The 14,410-nt window shown below is 44.4% G+C and carries 14 protein-coding genes; 3 read left to right on the forward strand and 11 right to left on the reverse strand.

Going from position 1 to position 14,410, the window contains the following annotated elements; genetic code table 11:
- Positions 1-51 precede the first annotated feature (51 nt).
- The 3 genes from NSQ66_RS29605 to NSQ66_RS29615 are packed head-to-tail and all read right to left on the reverse strand — an operon-like array spanning position 52 to position 3,561.
- The gene (locus tag NSQ66_RS29605; protein ID WP_038573842.1) at positions 52-2,121 is read right to left on the reverse strand and encodes a carbohydrate-binding domain-containing protein; all 2,070 of its coding nucleotides are present in this window, start codon (positions 2,119-2,121) and stop codon (positions 52-54) included.
- Between the two features lie 23 nt (positions 2,122-2,144).
- Positions 2,145-2,825, reverse strand: a complete 681-nt coding sequence (locus NSQ66_RS29610; protein WP_036682284.1) for a DUF4956 domain-containing protein — start codon at positions 2,823-2,825, stop codon at positions 2,145-2,147.
- Positions 2,818-3,561: a polyphosphate polymerase domain-containing protein gene (locus NSQ66_RS29615; protein ID WP_036682286.1), complete on the reverse strand. Its 744-nt coding sequence runs from the start codon at positions 3,559-3,561 to the stop codon at positions 2,818-2,820. The genes NSQ66_RS29610 and NSQ66_RS29615 overlap by 8 nt, the downstream gene beginning before the upstream one ends.
- A 260-nt stretch (positions 3,562-3,821) precedes the next feature.
- Between NSQ66_RS29615 and NSQ66_RS29620 the strand changes: the two genes are divergently transcribed.
- Together NSQ66_RS29620 and NSQ66_RS29625 are read left to right on the forward strand one after the other, a co-directional pair.
- Entirely contained in the window at positions 3,822-4,499 is a 678-nt protein-coding gene (locus NSQ66_RS29620) for a response regulator transcription factor (protein ID WP_036682288.1), read from the forward strand.
- Positions 4,499-5,773, forward strand: a complete 1,275-nt coding sequence (locus tag NSQ66_RS29625) for a HAMP domain-containing sensor histidine kinase (protein ID WP_036682290.1) — start codon at positions 4,499-4,501, stop codon at positions 5,771-5,773. The genes NSQ66_RS29620 and NSQ66_RS29625 overlap by 1 nt, the downstream gene beginning before the upstream one ends.
- A 59-nt stretch (positions 5,774-5,832) precedes the next feature.
- On the opposite strand, the gene NSQ66_RS29630 is transcribed toward NSQ66_RS29625, so the two are convergent.
- Both NSQ66_RS29630 and NSQ66_RS29635 read right to left on the reverse strand, forming a co-directional pair.
- Positions 5,833-6,588 carry a class I SAM-dependent methyltransferase gene (locus tag NSQ66_RS29630; RefSeq protein WP_076140608.1) on the reverse strand — a complete coding sequence of 252 codons (756 nt, stop codon included), beginning with the start codon at positions 6,586-6,588 and terminating at the stop codon, positions 5,833-5,835.
- Positions 6,585-7,145, reverse strand: a complete 561-nt coding sequence (locus NSQ66_RS29635) for a hypothetical protein (protein ID WP_036682293.1) — start codon at positions 7,143-7,145, stop codon at positions 6,585-6,587. Before NSQ66_RS29635 ends, NSQ66_RS29630 begins: the two co-directional genes overlap by 4 nt.
- Before the next feature lie 95 nt (positions 7,146-7,240).
- Here NSQ66_RS29635 and NSQ66_RS29640 point away from each other — a divergent pair, with 95 nt between their 5' ends.
- Positions 7,241-8,155 carry a phosphatidate cytidylyltransferase gene (locus NSQ66_RS29640; protein WP_036682294.1) on the forward strand — a complete coding sequence of 305 codons (915 nt, stop codon included), beginning with the start codon at positions 7,241-7,243 and terminating at the stop codon, positions 8,153-8,155.
- Between the two features lie 22 nt (positions 8,156-8,177).
- Here NSQ66_RS29640 and NSQ66_RS29645 read toward each other — a convergent pair whose 3' ends face one another.
- The 6 genes from NSQ66_RS29645 to NSQ66_RS29670 all read right to left on the reverse strand — a co-directional run bounded on the left by NSQ66_RS29645 (position 8,178) and on the right by NSQ66_RS29670 (position 14,247).
- Positions 8,178-8,837, reverse strand: coding sequence for a uracil-DNA glycosylase family protein (locus tag NSQ66_RS29645; RefSeq protein ID WP_235219470.1), 660 nt, complete (start codon positions 8,835-8,837; stop codon positions 8,178-8,180).
- Positions 8,838-8,934: 97 nt separating this feature from the next.
- Positions 8,935-10,173, reverse strand: a complete 1,239-nt coding sequence (locus NSQ66_RS29650) for an amidohydrolase (protein ID WP_036682298.1) — start codon at positions 10,171-10,173, stop codon at positions 8,935-8,937.
- A 104-nt stretch (positions 10,174-10,277) separates the two neighbouring features.
- The gene (locus NSQ66_RS29655; protein ID WP_052097389.1) at positions 10,278-11,042 is read right to left on the reverse strand and encodes a polysaccharide deacetylase family protein; all 765 of its coding nucleotides are present in this window, start codon (positions 11,040-11,042) and stop codon (positions 10,278-10,280) included.
- Positions 11,042-11,647, reverse strand: a complete 606-nt coding sequence (locus NSQ66_RS29660) for a hypothetical protein (RefSeq protein WP_038573845.1) — start codon at positions 11,645-11,647, stop codon at positions 11,042-11,044. Before NSQ66_RS29660 ends, NSQ66_RS29655 begins: the two co-directional genes overlap by 1 nt.
- A gap of 23 nt (positions 11,648-11,670) precedes the next feature.
- Complete coding sequence (locus tag NSQ66_RS29665; RefSeq protein ID WP_036682302.1) at positions 11,671-12,267, reverse strand: sensor domain-containing protein; 597 nt, start codon at positions 12,265-12,267, stop codon at positions 11,671-11,673.
- A gap of 189 nt (positions 12,268-12,456) precedes the next feature.
- A complete protein-coding gene (locus NSQ66_RS29670; RefSeq protein ID WP_076140606.1) occupies positions 12,457-14,247 on the reverse strand; it encodes a hybrid sensor histidine kinase/response regulator transcription factor in 1,791 nt (596 codons plus the stop codon).
- Positions 14,248-14,410 lie beyond the last annotated feature (163 nt).

Raw genomic sequence — 14,410 nt, forward strand, 5'->3', positions numbered from 1 at the left:
AAAGCCACTCCAAAATAATGCTGGAGTGGCTTTTGATATGCAATTTATAAACTAAGGTCTTCTGTTTCCACCACCGCCACCTGGACCTTGATTAGTGTTTGCGGTTGTTACTCCTGATTCATTTAGCCAAGTTACGCTGCTGGTAATTTCGAACGCTACTACTTTTGTTCCTCCTGTGTATTCACCATCCGTATACAGTCCGTTCGCTTCACTACCAGTCGAGGTACCTCCCGAGTAGAGGGTGTAAGAACCTCCGTCCTTCAGATCCGGTGAACTAATCACCACCGTTTGATAGCTCTTCGAAGGAGCAAAGGTCAGGATTGTGTTGCCTTCGCTGTCCTCTAGATGAACCAAGGTTCCAGCCTCCTGGGTCTGAGGGAAAGTCATGCTCACTGCATGTTGGCTAGAGGTGTCAGACGGTGCTTGTGCCATGCCCGAACTTCCCGCAGCCACCAAAATTCCTCCACTCTGTTCAAAGCTACCGTCGAAATCAAGTGCACCGTTACCGCTATTGGTAGGTCCATTGACAATAACCGTGCCACCCGACATTGTGATGGAGCCGTTCGAATCCAGCCCGTCACCTGAAGCATCCACCGTTAGTGTTCCTCCACTAATCGTTAGCATATTGCTAGCAGAATCGCTGAATTGATCCTGCTCCTGAGGGCCGCCGCCTACAGTCGCCTCATCGTTACCTCCTGCTACATTCACTCCATCATCAGAAGCAACCACATGAGCCTCGCCACCGGAAATCTCGATGTTTGCTCCTTCAATCCCTTCGTAGCTCTTCGTAATATCAATTTTGCCACCAGATATCGCCACCAAGGCATCCGCATGGATTCCATCGTCGCCAGTTTTGATGTTGAATTCTCCATCAGCTATAGCAATGTTACTGTTGCTGTGCACTGCATCATCAGCAGAATCGATGGTAAAGGTTCCGTTGTTTAAGCTAATATCTCCTCCAGCCTTCAATCCTTTAGTACTTGGTGTTTCCGATTCTGTAGTTGTTGCCGTTGTTGTCGTTGTTGGTGCTTCCGTTGTTGGTACCTCCGGTTTTGTTTCTGGCATCGTCTCTGGTTTTGTTTCAGGTATTGAGGTTCCTGTTGTTCCTGGTGCTTGATCCCCTGTTCCCTGACCTCGGCCACCTCTCATGCCCATACCTTGCCCTTGATCACCTGTTTTCACTTCACCCTTCTCGTTGCCCCCACCCGTAACTAAGGTGTATGTTCCGCCATCTATTACAAGTGAAGTCTCAGCTTGAATTCCATCATTACCAGCCGTAATATCAAATGTTCCTGCTGCTATTGCTATGAAGCCTTTGTCCGTCTCAGTATCGTTGGTTGATTTCATACCATCGCCTTCTGCCGTTATGCTGATATTTCCGTCTTGTACAGCGACAAGATCTTTACCTACAATCCCGTCATCGGCAGCCTTAATTTCAATAGTGCCACCCATAATTTTCAGATCGTCCTTGCTCGTAATTCCGTCATTATAGTTAGCGGAAACAGACAGCTTCCCGGTACCATTAATCGTTAAATCCGCTTTACTGAAGATAGCCGCACTTGGTTCATCTGTAGTTTCATCGGCATACACGTAAGTTGCTCCATCAGATACGGAGTTCTCCGTCCCGTCTTCCAAGGTAATGATTACTTTGCCCGCTTCTTTAATATCAATTGCAGCACTATCGCTGTTCGTGATGTTCACACCGTTCAGTACCAAGTGCACACTACCTTCATCCTGATTATTAACTACAATCTGTCCATCACTCAGCTTACCAGACAGCACATAAGTTCCTGCTGCAGTAATTGTCACTGAGCCATCCTTAGACTCGGCCCCGGTGCCGTCAACAAGCGCACTTGTTCCAGCCAAAGCAATTTCCGTCGATTGGTCAGCCGTCCAAGTTGTATTAGAATCCTCTTCATCGAACGTCACCAGATCGGACAATTTGGCGCTTGCCAGTTGTACTCCCGTGGCAGCCCCGTTCTGAGTTATCGTTGTTCCCGAGGCTGCTGCTGTACCCGCCGCTTCAGACTGTGTTGTTGTGGAATTGGTGCTGCAAGCCGACATAAGTAATGCACACAATAGCAAGATTCCTACTTTACTTCCGGTTATATATTTATCCATTTTTCATCCATCCTTTCGTTATCTTAATAGTCATTAACAGTTGGAGTCATGGTCAGCGAGAGGTCTAAATTACCGTTCCGGGTACGAATCGCATCCAAAAATTCCTTCTGGTTCACAGCCTCACCCAGCGTTACAGCGTAGACCAGCTCATATAAACTGCCAAGCTCAGTTGTTCTAATCTTTTTAAGCTCGTACCCAACATTATATTTATTGAATACTTCAGCGAAGGCTTCCTCATATCCCAGACTCTCCGGGATGGTTACCTTTAATGTTTTTTGCGACGTTGTTCTTACGCCAAAGTTAGTCCGGTTAAGGATAAACATAAGGGCACATAGGATAAGGGTGAACAAAACTGCATATCCAAAGGAACCCACTCCGCAGGCAAGTCCAGAAGCCATGGTGAACAAAACAAATGTGATATCCTTCGGATCGCCCGGCGCACTTCTAAAGCGAATGATGGAGAACGCCCCGGCAAGACTGAAAGCTCTGGCAACATTACTGCCGATAAGCAAAATGATGATTGCCACAATTACGGGCAGCAGTACCATCGTCAGTGTGAAGCTTTGCGAATAGCCGCTGGCATTCGTCTTCATATAGGTGTAGCTAATGATTCCGCCAAGAACAATAGCTATAAAAATAGTTAGCAGTGCGTTGGTAAACGTTAACTCTGTACTAGTTGCTACGGTAAATAATGAATCAAGCATAGAGGGCACTCTCCCGTTCTGTTTTACTGTTCTTCAGCATTTTTTTATATTCGTTGCCGTACTTAGAGAAGCTTGTACGGTACATTTGATGCTCTGAGAGCATTCTGGCCAGCCAGACCGGAATCGTGTTCTCAGCCTTTACTTCCATAAGCCACTGCCCCGGCTCCAGCAAGGGTTCGCCATGAACACCCTGCTCCATCTTCAGATCGTACCGGCGGCTGCGAATATTTGTATCGAATGTAATTCTTAGATCGCGATTGTTTTTACAGAACAACGCTTTTCGGTCATAAGACAGATACACCTTGGGCTGCAAATCATAGCGTGTCAGAAAATATTTGATCTCTTCAATCACCTGTTTATTCATGTAATCCTTGAATTCCGGTTCCATACCGGTGGCGACAAAATCATAAGCCTCGTTTAATTTAAGCGACGTTCTTCTTTTATTAACAAGACCAAATACCTTCTTCTTGATTTCCAGATACACCTTCGTATCTTGATTTGGAACACCGTAAGCTCTTAAACGAAGCTTCTCTTTGTACTTGGGCTTCGCAAGACTGTTACGAATCAGGGTGTTGTGCTCCGTGTCATAATATAAGTTGGTTATGGAGTAAAACTCATGTTGCTTGTTGAAATCGTCCAGTTCCATGTATTCAAGCAATTGGTTATAAAATTTATAGTAGGCTTCGTTGTCCAACAAATATTTGTTCTCATAACGGTTGAATACCTCAATCGCCATATGTGATCAATCCTTTCTGTTTATCGTTGTCTCGTGTGCTTATGAATGTATCTTAGATCCCAAACCTTTAATGAATCTTAAATGGTTTTACAAATTATTGATTATCTTTTACATTCCCTTAACACAGGTGTACATCGTAACTGCGGTGTATGTTGGACTTCCGGCCGCTGTTGTCTCTCTTCATTAAGGTTCAATAAAGGTAATACTGATATAATGACCTCAATAACAAATACTGGTTCTATGTAGGGGATGGCAAAACCATGAGAATATTAATAGTAGAAGACGAGCTTCATCTCGCTGAAGCCTTAACTCAAATATTAAAAAAACATAATTATTCGGTGGATGCAGTCCATGACGGCAGGTCGGGTCTGGATTATGCACTGAGTGGAATCTATGATTTGCTGCTGCTCGACATTATGCTGCCTGAGATGGATGGGGTTAGCGTCCTCAAGATGCTGCGAAAAAAGGGGATACCCACTCCCGTTATCCTGCTTACTGCAAAGGGTGAGATTACAGATATGGTCACTGGGCTGGACTATGGGGCTGACGATTATATCGCCAAACCTTTTTCCTCAGAGATCTTATTGGCAAGAATAAGGGCTGTACTAAGACGTAAAGGCGAGGTGATACCGGATGATGCTTTAAAGTTCGGGGATATTGAACTGAATACATCCAATCTGAAGCTTACCGTGGGTGGCAAAGAGATCAAGCTCAATCTAAAGGAATGTGAACTATTGGAGCTTCTTATCTTGAGGAAACAAGCCGTAACCTCCAAAGAACAAATTATTGAGAAGCTGTGGGGCTTCGATTCTGATGCTGAGCACAATAATGTAGAGGTGTATATTTCTTTTTTGAGAAAAAAACTGACCTTCTTAAATTCGACCGTACGTATTAGTACGATCAGAAACGTAGGGTATGTATTAGAGGTGACGACCTAATGTTCACGAAGCTCAGAAATCGGTTTCTTATTGTTAACTTAGTCACTATCTCGGTGATCATGCTGGTGGCCTTCATCTCGATTTATGTAATTACGTACCAAGATGTCCAAAACAATATTCAGATGGATCTTCACAGAATCATGGAAAACTACAAGTCTCCCGGTGGTGATACAGGACGAATGGGCTCAACTAAGGGAAGTTCCCAGTTACCCCATGCTGATAATAAACGTATGGATAACGGGACTCCACCTCCTGAACGGTCAGTCTCATTTATGCTGAAGATAGATACAGCGTCGAACCTCATAGGGAAAGATTCCAAATTTACTATGGACGATGAATTTTATAATACGGCTCTGCAAGAAGCGCTAAGTGCCGGTAAAGATACCGGAAGGTTCACCTTGGATAGCAGCAAATGGATCTTCAACATCCAGCATACGAGTGATGGGGCGATGCTTGTATTTCTGGACATCACTGCAGAGCAAAAAATCCTCACCAATTTAATCTATACCTTCTCTGTAGTTGGTTCGGTGATGCTGATTATCTTGTACTTCGCTAGCCGCTTTTTTGCTAATCGTTCAATTGCGCCGGTAAAGGAGGCTTTTGAGAAACAGAAACAATTTATTGCGGATGCTTCCCATGAGTTAAAGACGCCGTTGACCATTATTAACACCAATGCGGATGTTCTCCTGTCCAACAGTGATGACACCATTCACAATCAGTCCAAGTGGCTGCACTATATCAAATCGGAAACAGAGAGAATGACCAGCCTGACCAATGATCTGCTGTACCTGACCGAGATGGACGATTCCAGATCGAGAATGATTTATTCGAAATTCAATCTGAGCGACGTGGTTGAAAATATCATTTTAACGATGGAAGCTGTAATCTTTGAGAAGCATATCTCCCTTGAATATGACATCGAGCCTGATCTGACAGTGCTAGGCAATAGTGAACAGATCAAACAAGTGATTATGATCCTCTTGGACAATGCTGTAAAATATTCGAACCCTAAAGGCTCAGTCACCTTATCCCTTAAAAAACAGCATAATGACATGGTGTTAGCAGTCACTAATACGGGGGAGGGCATTGCACCGGAGCACTTAGCGAGCATCTTTGACCGATTCTACCGTACAAATGCCTCCCGGGCGCGTAAACAAGGGGGATATGGCCTAGGACTGGCGATTGCCAAATCCATTGTTGAACAGCATAAAGGAAAAATTTATGCCAAAAGTTTCGTCGGCGAGTCCACCACGTTTTACGTACATCTTTCATAACTACAAATAAAAAAGACTCAAACCCTGTTATCACTAAGGTTTGAGTCTTTTTATTTATTTTACACTTCGCCCCAATAAATTTCGGTCTTATAATCAAAAAACACTTGCCCACTCTGGTTATTTCGTTCAAATATATTCCGCAGCTCAGTCATCATATTCTCATAGCTTGGATCTCCGGGGACCGGAGTGTAGGAAGACGATCGAAGCCGCCCGCTTAAGCCCTCCAAATCAAACACCTGCTGATTGCTAAAATGCGCTACTTGCATCTGTCCTTTTTTGAAAAAGGAACTAAGGATCTCAGGGGTAATGTTCTTATGATTAACTTGAGTGTAGTTCGTCCCGAAGGTCTGCAGCAGCTGCTCATATTCCTCCAGAAATGGGGTACCGTAAGTGAGTCGGGAATTCCATATCAGAACCACTTTTCCGCCAGGTTTTAGAATCCGCTTGAATTCCAATTGCGTTGCGTCCCTGTCAAACCAGTGAAACGCTTGGGCGCATACGATAAAGTCCATCGACTGGTCAGATAATTCTGTATGTTCAGCAGACCCCGGCGATACAGAGAAATGGTTATCCTTTGCGAACTTCTCTTCCGCAGCTCTACGCATTTCCGGATTGGGTTCAACGGCAGTCACACAACTCCCGCGCTCCAGAAGTAATGCTGAGAATATTCCTGTTCCTGCACCAATATCAGCAATATCACAATTGGGTTGGAGCCCAATAGTATTGTACAAATAATTAATGGCTTCTCCAGGATAGCTCGGCCGATATTTCACATACGAATCTACCCGATTAGAAAATATTTCTTTGCTATTCATCCTTCGTCTCCTCCTAGGCGCTCAGGTTCATATTCACTTAATTTACCTTGGTAAACCAATCTCAGCCGATCACTTTGGCGAAAATCATCCGGAGTAACGAGTGCAGGCAGCTTATTCCATAACTTAATACCCGACCGCTCTAGAATTTCCGCTACAAATTGCGAACAAAAATAAGAGTTGCTGAATTCGACAGGCTCCTTCAGGGCAATGCCAATTACGCCGAGAATATTATAGAGATACTTTTGACGGCTTCGGATAAAGACTTGCAAGACCCGCTCCATTTTCTCCACTTCGCGGGCTGTAACTTGAAGTTCATATAGGACACATGTTGTATTTGGATATTTGCTGAACGTACCTGTCTTAATATCCTCCTTCACAAACCCTCCATTCAGGGGGTTGCTCGGATGCTTCCTGCCAAAGCTATACAGCTCGGAAAGCTCTCGATTAAAGGAGATCGAGGCATGATTATAGGGTGCTTTTGTATAGCCTTGAATGAGCTTCGTAAAAAGCGTCCCGGTATTCGTCAGTAATATAAAGACCGATGGATCTGCTGCCATTTACAATTTTCCCCTTATCAAGTTTGAACGTTTCCTTCATAATAACATATGAACCCATTAATGGAATCTACTCTAGGACAAGTTGGTGATCAGTTATCGACCGCTCTTTATTAACTATAATTCTTATCTTTGCGGCCCTATCGGCCATTCACTTGATGTATGTAGTTATAGGGAAGCTACAGCCAAATAAAGATTATACGGGCATTGGCTTTCGCATCAAGACGTGGTGGGGAATGCTTTTTATCTTTTGCCTAGCTACCCTATTTAATCCCGTCGTCTCTCTTCTTTCTCTCATGGTGCTCTGCTTCTTTGCACTGAAGGAGTATTTCTCCATGATGAAATCACGAAAATCCGACCGCAGGCTATTTCTGTGGGCGTACTTATCCATTCCGTTACAGTTCTACTGGATTTATATCGAGTGGTACGGAATGTTTATTGTCTTCATCCCAGTTTATGTATTCTTGCTCCTACCACTGCCCAGAATGATTAATAAAGGCACGGTTGGTTTTATGCGTAGTGTCAGCTCCACGCAATGGGGGCTAATGCTGATGGTATTCGGGCTTAGTCACTTGGCCTACTTTCAATTTGCTACACCGGAGTATGGAGCCGGGCTTGTACTTTTTCTAGTAGTGCTAACGCAGCTCAATGATGTGGTCCACTATCTGGCATCACTTTATGTAGGGAAGCGTAAAATAGTTCCCACCGCCAATCCGTATTTGACTTGGGAGGGTTTCGCTTTCGCATTTGTCATCACGACAGGAGTTTCCTATCTAATCTATCCCTACCTGACGCCGCTCAACCCAATCTTCGGGTTACTGTCAGGCATGTTGGTCAGCTTGAGCGGCTTCTTTGGCAGTTTAACGGTTTCCGTGTTAAAGCGGGATCTGCTAATCGGCGATGGCGATAAATTCGTGGCTTTGAAGCAAAGCCATTTAAGCCGGATCGATAGCTTGACCTACACTTCACCGGTCTTTTTTCATGTCATTCGTTATTTTTTCGACTTCATGTAAATTATCTGATTGTGAGCTTGAATCAGCCCTTCCATGAATGATTATGCAGTATCTTCATCATCTGTTCTTGATGGCTGGCGAACTGCTTATATCGATGTCCGTTGGCGCCCGAGGGGTGGGGAAATCCCCATAAGCAGCGTTGTTTATCTAGCTCACCTGCGGACACAAGGAGTTGAAGTATACTTTCCACTGTTTTTCCTAAGGGAATAATTAAGGCCCGGCTCAGTATGTTCAGCTCCTCACGCAAGGAAGATAATGCCTGCGCCCTGAGGAATGAATTTGAAAGTAGCTTGGGCTGGGTCCCACTATAATTTTTCTTATCCACGAACACAGGAAAACGCAATAAAGAGCTGGTGTGCAGGATCGTCTGCTGCTGCTGAAATAGTTCTTCACAAGAGGTTAGGTTCAAGTGTTGATGCAGTTTAAGTGTATCTAACATATGAATTAACGTGTTCCGCATGGAGCCTGCGAATCTCGCCGCTTCCTTCGCTGTCCTACATACCTCTTCATCTGATAAACCAGCTTCCAGACCTATGATCGCTTCTTGTATCGCTATGCCCATTTGTGTGAACCCGGGCGTTAACCCTATAATGATCATCTTAGCAGAAGGATTAATGTATTCATTATGGGGGGCATAATACATTTCCACCTTGCCATTACGCTCCATTAGAAGCTTATCCACCTGCAGATCCTCTTTAGTTAGCACTGTACCCTTCGGGAGTGAGAGGATCGCCGATTTATACTGATGCAGATAGTTAGAGAGGAGCATATCATCTGCCTCACAGGTCTCTATTTGTTATCGAACCACTCACCAGACGGCCTTCGTACCAGACAGCTTGGCGCTGCGCTCTTCGGGCTACTGCTTCTGCCGAACAGCTGGCATGCAACAGCACAAAGCTAGCAGTGTCGCCAACCTTTGGCCATACCTGCTCGCCTTTTGGATCAAGGGGTGTTAATCCTCCTGTTATAAATCCGAGGGATTGAGATAATGCCAATTCATCGTTGCAGCCGTACAACTCCGCGTAACGTCCTGCCTTTTCCAATTGATCTCCATTACCAAAAGGGGACCAGTGATCGGTAAGGCTATCTGTTGCCAGCTTCACTTTTACCCCTTGGCTATGCAGCATCGGAAGTGGCATCATCATTCTTCCAATAGGCACTGTGGATGCAATAGTCATACCCAGTGATGCCATCCGTTTAGCTACCTCTTCTGCCTCTTGCTGCTGAGCTCCTGCGAACCAGAACGCATGACTGACCGTGACCTTTCCTTGCAAGCCAGCTTCTTCCGTCAGATCAGCTAACCGCGTCAGTGTTTTCTTTCCCGCTTCTTTTCCATCATGTAAATGAATATCAATGCCGGCATTACTCATCACTGCTAGTTCCACCATCGTCTGAAGTGACTTCTCGATATCTCCATCCACCGTATAAGGATCTACTCCGCCTACAAAGGTTGCCCCCTCTGCCAGAGATTGTTTTACCAGTTGCACAGAATCCGAGCGCAGCAGGCCATGCTGGGGAAACGCCACAATTTCAGCTGAAATTGTGCCCGCGAATGTATTTAATGCTTGTACAGTTGCCTCTAATCGCTGCAAACCGCTGACAGGCTCAATATTGCAATGGCTACGCACATGTGTGGCACCAAACCCCTGAATAAGCGTCAGGATGCTCTCTGCTTGTTGTCTCGCCATGGGCAGCAGCTTAGGCAATAATACCTTCTCTTCCTCAATCCGTTCGAAAACACTGGACGCAGGCTTTACCGCTCTCCATGGTCCACCGTAATACGTTTTATCTAAATGGATATGTGCTTCTTCGAAAGAAGGCAACATCAACAACTCTTTACAGTCATATTTCGGGAGCTGGCTCTGAAGCTCTATGTCTGCTCCAACAACTTCTGATATCTTATCCCCGTCAATGCGGAGATGACAAATCTTCGTATTCGTACCCGCTACTTGCCCATCCTCAATAACATAACCTTGTTCTAATCTTATATTGGTTAACCAGTAAGAAGCATTCAACATGCTACCCCATCCTTTTCTCAACAATTTATATAGGTACGGACCGCTTTACTCTAAATGTTACCATAGCCCTTGCCATATAAAAAATGATTGAGAAATTTCAATAGCTACAGATCAATCTGCCCCCGATGTTTGACTCTGGATCTAGCTTCTCTACTATGACTAACTTCCTTGTTCAGCAGTTCATCCATCCGAAGACACTTCAGACCCTTTTTATCCATTTCTTTTAAGACTTCTTCTAATCCAGTGATCATATTCAAGGGCGCTTCTTCATCTGCCCACGGTGTATCTCCGCTGTCGTGTAGAACAATGATTGAGCCTGGTTTTATTTTTTTTATTAAGGCATCCTTTAATTGTTCTGCACTCAGTGAAGCTTTCCAATCTCCGACCATGACAGACCACAATACGATTCGATAAGATTCTCTTAGCAAAAAGAAATCCCCTAAATTAAGAAGCCCCCAAGGTGGGCGGTAAAAGATAGGCCGCTCTCCTGTAATTCGCTCAACAATGTCTGCTGTGCGATCTACTTGCTTCCGTCTATTGGTCCAGGGGAAGTGGATCCAGTTGGGTGTATGAGTATAATTATGAATGCCGATTTGGTGTCCTTCTCTGTGCATACGCTCGATCAATTCCGGATATTGCTTTGCCTTTTTGCCTAATACGAAGAAGGTCGCCTTTATGCCATGCTCTTTTAATAGATCTAGAAGTTCAGGTGTATAACAAGGATCCGGACCGTCATCGAACGTAAAGGCAATTTCCTTCTCTGCACCTACGTCCGAGTGAACCCCCCATCCCAATATTCGGGTAAGTGCAAAAGGAACGATCATATAAAGAACAATCACATCCACTGCTAAAATTATGAAGGCCCACATTAGGAAGCCGCCTCTGTCTTACGCGGGGCAAACCGCGCTTTCAAGGACTGCTTACTAAGCACAAGCATCATGGGAGATAACTTCTCTGTGCTGTCCTCTACACGATGTTTCCCTTCCGGATGCAGCATGCGCAGTAAGAAACGAAGGTATATCCCGAACCAGTGCCGCTGCCATTTGGACTTGATGGGGCGCTGCTCAAAACCTATTCCATGAATAATCCCCCGGTGAAGCAGCGTAATCCCGGTTAGCGCATTTACTTTGCTTAGTTCCGGATTGCTGTCTAGATCACGACTGATCTCCTTCATAGCCTCGCGAAGCATGCGTGCCGTACGAATTCCGGCCCGATCTGCACCAAGCGTCCGTGTCAGCTGCACGATCTGGCGATTGTCCAAATGAAGCTCACCCACCCAATCTCCAGGAAGTATCCGTTGCCCATCTTGGCAGACCAAAATTTCTCCGTGATATTTCAACACTACCAATTTACATATCCCGTATCTACGCACGGACTGACTACGAAATTTGGTGATGACAGCAAATATGTTCTCCCACATCATCCAAAGGGATTGTGAGAATAATTTTATAAATGGAACTGAGGTTATCATCATTTTTCCTTCTTTCCTGTTTGAGTTTATCTTCTAGCAAAATCCTTCACTAAACGCCGCGTATACCTGCCGATCATCTTTACCAGACTGTTTCCGAGATAAGCACCTATCCATAGAGACACTGCACCTAACAACATGAAGAAAAGTGAGATGTTGAATGTTTTATTTTCAATCCCAAATAGCGTTATAGAGGATACATCTAATAAATACAGGATAGGTGACAACAGGAGAATAATAGGGGTCAAGTAAAAAAGAGTGGCACAAATGAGACTGACCATGCCGATGCCAAGTTGCAACATCAACCCTATAATCGCTCTCCAGTTATGATTATCCTGCAACTCCATCTTCACCTTTTCCCACAAGCTGCCTTCTTCGTGAGATCGGGTTGGTAGCGTGCGAACGGAGATATCGGTATAGACTTTAGTTCGAATTCGCTCATACTGTAAAAAAGTCTCGGTAGAACGCAAAACATAATAGAGGATCGGAATCCCCACTAAGGTGAAGGACATCGCAACTCCAAAGGTAATACCCACCAAATAAAAACAAAAGTAAAATAGCCCTGTGGCAAAAGTAATTAATAAGAAACAGAAATTTCTCACATGTTTCCGGATCATTTGATTCATGCTTTTCTCTCCCTCTCTGCAATAAAAAATTGTTCATATCTAAGCAACTCTTATGCTAGTGCTTTTGGTGTAAAATCGACCAGTGCCATAATGTCATATGACAAAAAAAACACCCTACTGCCTACTCCCACAAGGGAAAGCAAACAATAAGGTGTTTCTCAATTTTAACTGATTTAGATTTAGTTAGCATTAATCCGAAATGCCAAAAGCCTTCTCGACTGCCTCCTCACGGTTTCGTACCCCGAGCTTAGCATAGATGGTGGACGCGTAATTTCTCACCGTTCCATCGGACAGATATAGTTTAGCGGCAATAGATTTATAACGCATTCCCTTCGAGAGGCATTCTAGAATCTCCAGCTCACGCGAGGTCAGCCCATATTCATTATTCTTCTCCGTCGGCGGCGCCTCTGAAGCTGGATGCATCTCATAGTGATCAATTAATACATTCGTAATATCGGGTGTAATCATCTTTACGCCCCGATGTACGAGACGTATTCCTTCGAACAGCTCCTGCGGCTCGGTAGACTTTAACAAGTAACCATCTGCCCCATTTTGCAGTGCCTCGACTGCCATATCTGCTTCTTGAAAAGTAGTCAGGATCAACACTCGTACCCCTGGCCACTTTTGCTTAATAAGCTTAGTCGCTTCTGCACCGTCCATGCCTGGCATATTTAAGTCCATCAGCACCACGTGAGGTTGTTCCTGCTCGCAGAGGCTTATTGCTTGTTCACCATTCTCAGCTAACCCAATAATCGCAAAATCCGGCTCCTGCTCTAGAATAATTCGCAGACTATCGCGGATATAGGGTTGATCATCCACCAGCAATAAACGAACCGTTTCCTCCTGTATCTCTTCAAGCCTTGGTAAACTGCAGGTCACTAAGGTTCCTTCCCCTGGCTTAGAGTAGAAATACACCTGTCCTTGCAAGTTGGAGGCACGCTCCTTCATCGCATTGACACCAAATCCTGCTTTTAAATCTTCAGTGCCTAATCCATTATCCTGCACATCCAGCCGAATCAACTTCTCTTCATAATGTAAGCTGATAACAATTTCAGTGGCGTGACCATGACGTGCAGCGTTGGTTATCGACTCCTGCAAACATCTGTATAGTGCCATTTGGGCCTGCTTAGATACTGTATACGGCTCTCCGAATGTTCTTAAGCGAATCTTAACCTTGGAGAAGGTCTGGAAGTCATCCACTAATTTCTGTAGGGACTGCATAAGCGTCAATGCATCCTCCGAAGCGCCCACATGGTGCAAATATCGCCGAACATCATCCAAGCCATTGCGGGTTAGCTTTAACAAGGCATCTATTTTGTGCTCTCCTTCAGAGGTGTTCACCTCCGAACGTAAAGTCTCTAGCCCCATAATAATTGAAGTATAAGAATGCCCCACCGTATCATGCAGATCTTTGGATAAACGATCTCGTTCTTCCAGAAGTGTCATACGTTCAACTTGCGAGATATACTGCTCTAAAACAGCATTTTGCTCCTTAATAATTCTACCCTGCTTGTGATTCACCACTAGTAAATGAAAAGCGAACCCAAGCGTATACACTAAACCCATGTTAAAAATCATTGATACAGCATCCATTTGTTGTGACAATCTAGATAACATAATTGGAATCAAAATGACCGTGATCGGAGCTGTCCAACGATAGGACTTCTCTGCACTATTGCTGGCAATCATAAAAGCGATAGGCAGAAAAGTTACGTACGATTCAGGAAACAAAGCAGCCAAATATAAGCAAAGTCCACCCGAAAAGAGGATCTCCGCCATCAGATAATACTTGTAGTGCAGCTGCAAACAAAACCAAGGCACAGAAAAAGAGACCACGCCCCAAACAAACGCGATCCAGAACGGAATCGTAAAATCCTCCGAAAGATAACACATGGTGACCAAAAAAGAAGTAGAAAAACAAATCCGAAACAGGAGGACGAGCCAATCGTACCAGAACCACTGTTTGACCAGATTAAACAAGACATTTCCCCCTATATACTCTGCTGACTTAATCTTTATTATAGTGTAACCCCTTAAGGACTCACTAGTTACAAAAAGTCATGAGTTGAGATGACATTTTTACTAATGGTGTAATTAGTGTAATTGATCATTCAATGTCCCTCTGAATAAGCAGCTTTTTAAA

Source organism: Paenibacillus sp. FSL H3-0329 (genome assembly GCF_037963285.1).
GTDB classification, from domain to species: Bacteria; Bacillota; Bacilli; order Paenibacillales; family Paenibacillaceae; genus Paenibacillus_AQ; species Paenibacillus_AQ odorifer.

Bases quoted from the DNA above. Each gene is read 5' to 3' on its own strand.
- NSQ66_RS29635 (WP_036682293.1), bottom strand. From the start codon at position 7,145: ATGGCAGCAGATCCATCGGTCTTTATATTACTGACGAATACCGGGACG.
- NSQ66_RS29605 (WP_038573842.1), bottom strand. From the start codon at position 2,121: ATGGATAAATATATAACCGGAAGTAAAGTAGGAATCTTGCTATTGTGT.
- NSQ66_RS29620 (WP_036682288.1), top strand. From the start codon at position 3,822: ATGAGAATATTAATAGTAGAAGACGAGCTTCATCTCGCTGAAGCCTTA.
- NSQ66_RS29660 (WP_038573845.1), bottom strand. From the start codon at position 11,647: ATGATGATAACCTCAGTTCCATTTATAAAATTATTCTCACAATCCCTT.
- NSQ66_RS29615 (WP_036682286.1), bottom strand. From the start codon at position 3,561: ATGGCGATTGAGGTATTCAACCGTTATGAGAACAAATATTTGTTGGAC.
- NSQ66_RS29625 (WP_036682290.1), top strand. From the start codon at position 4,499: ATGTTCACGAAGCTCAGAAATCGGTTTCTTATTGTTAACTTAGTCACT.
- NSQ66_RS29655 (WP_052097389.1), bottom strand. From the start codon at position 11,042: ATGTGGGCCTTCATAATTTTAGCAGTGGATGTGATTGTTCTTTATATG.
- NSQ66_RS29630 (WP_076140608.1), bottom strand. From the start codon at position 6,588: ATGAATAGCAAAGAAATATTTTCTAATCGGGTAGATTCGTATGTGAAA.
- NSQ66_RS29650 (WP_036682298.1), bottom strand. From the start codon at position 10,173: ATGTTGAATGCTTCTTACTGGTTAACCAATATAAGATTAGAACAAGGT.
- NSQ66_RS29665 (WP_036682302.1), bottom strand. From the start codon at position 12,267: ATGAATCAAATGATCCGGAAACATGTGAGAAATTTCTGTTTCTTATTA.
- NSQ66_RS29610 (WP_036682284.1), bottom strand. From the start codon at position 2,825: ATGCTTGATTCATTATTTACCGTAGCAACTAGTACAGAGTTAACGTTT.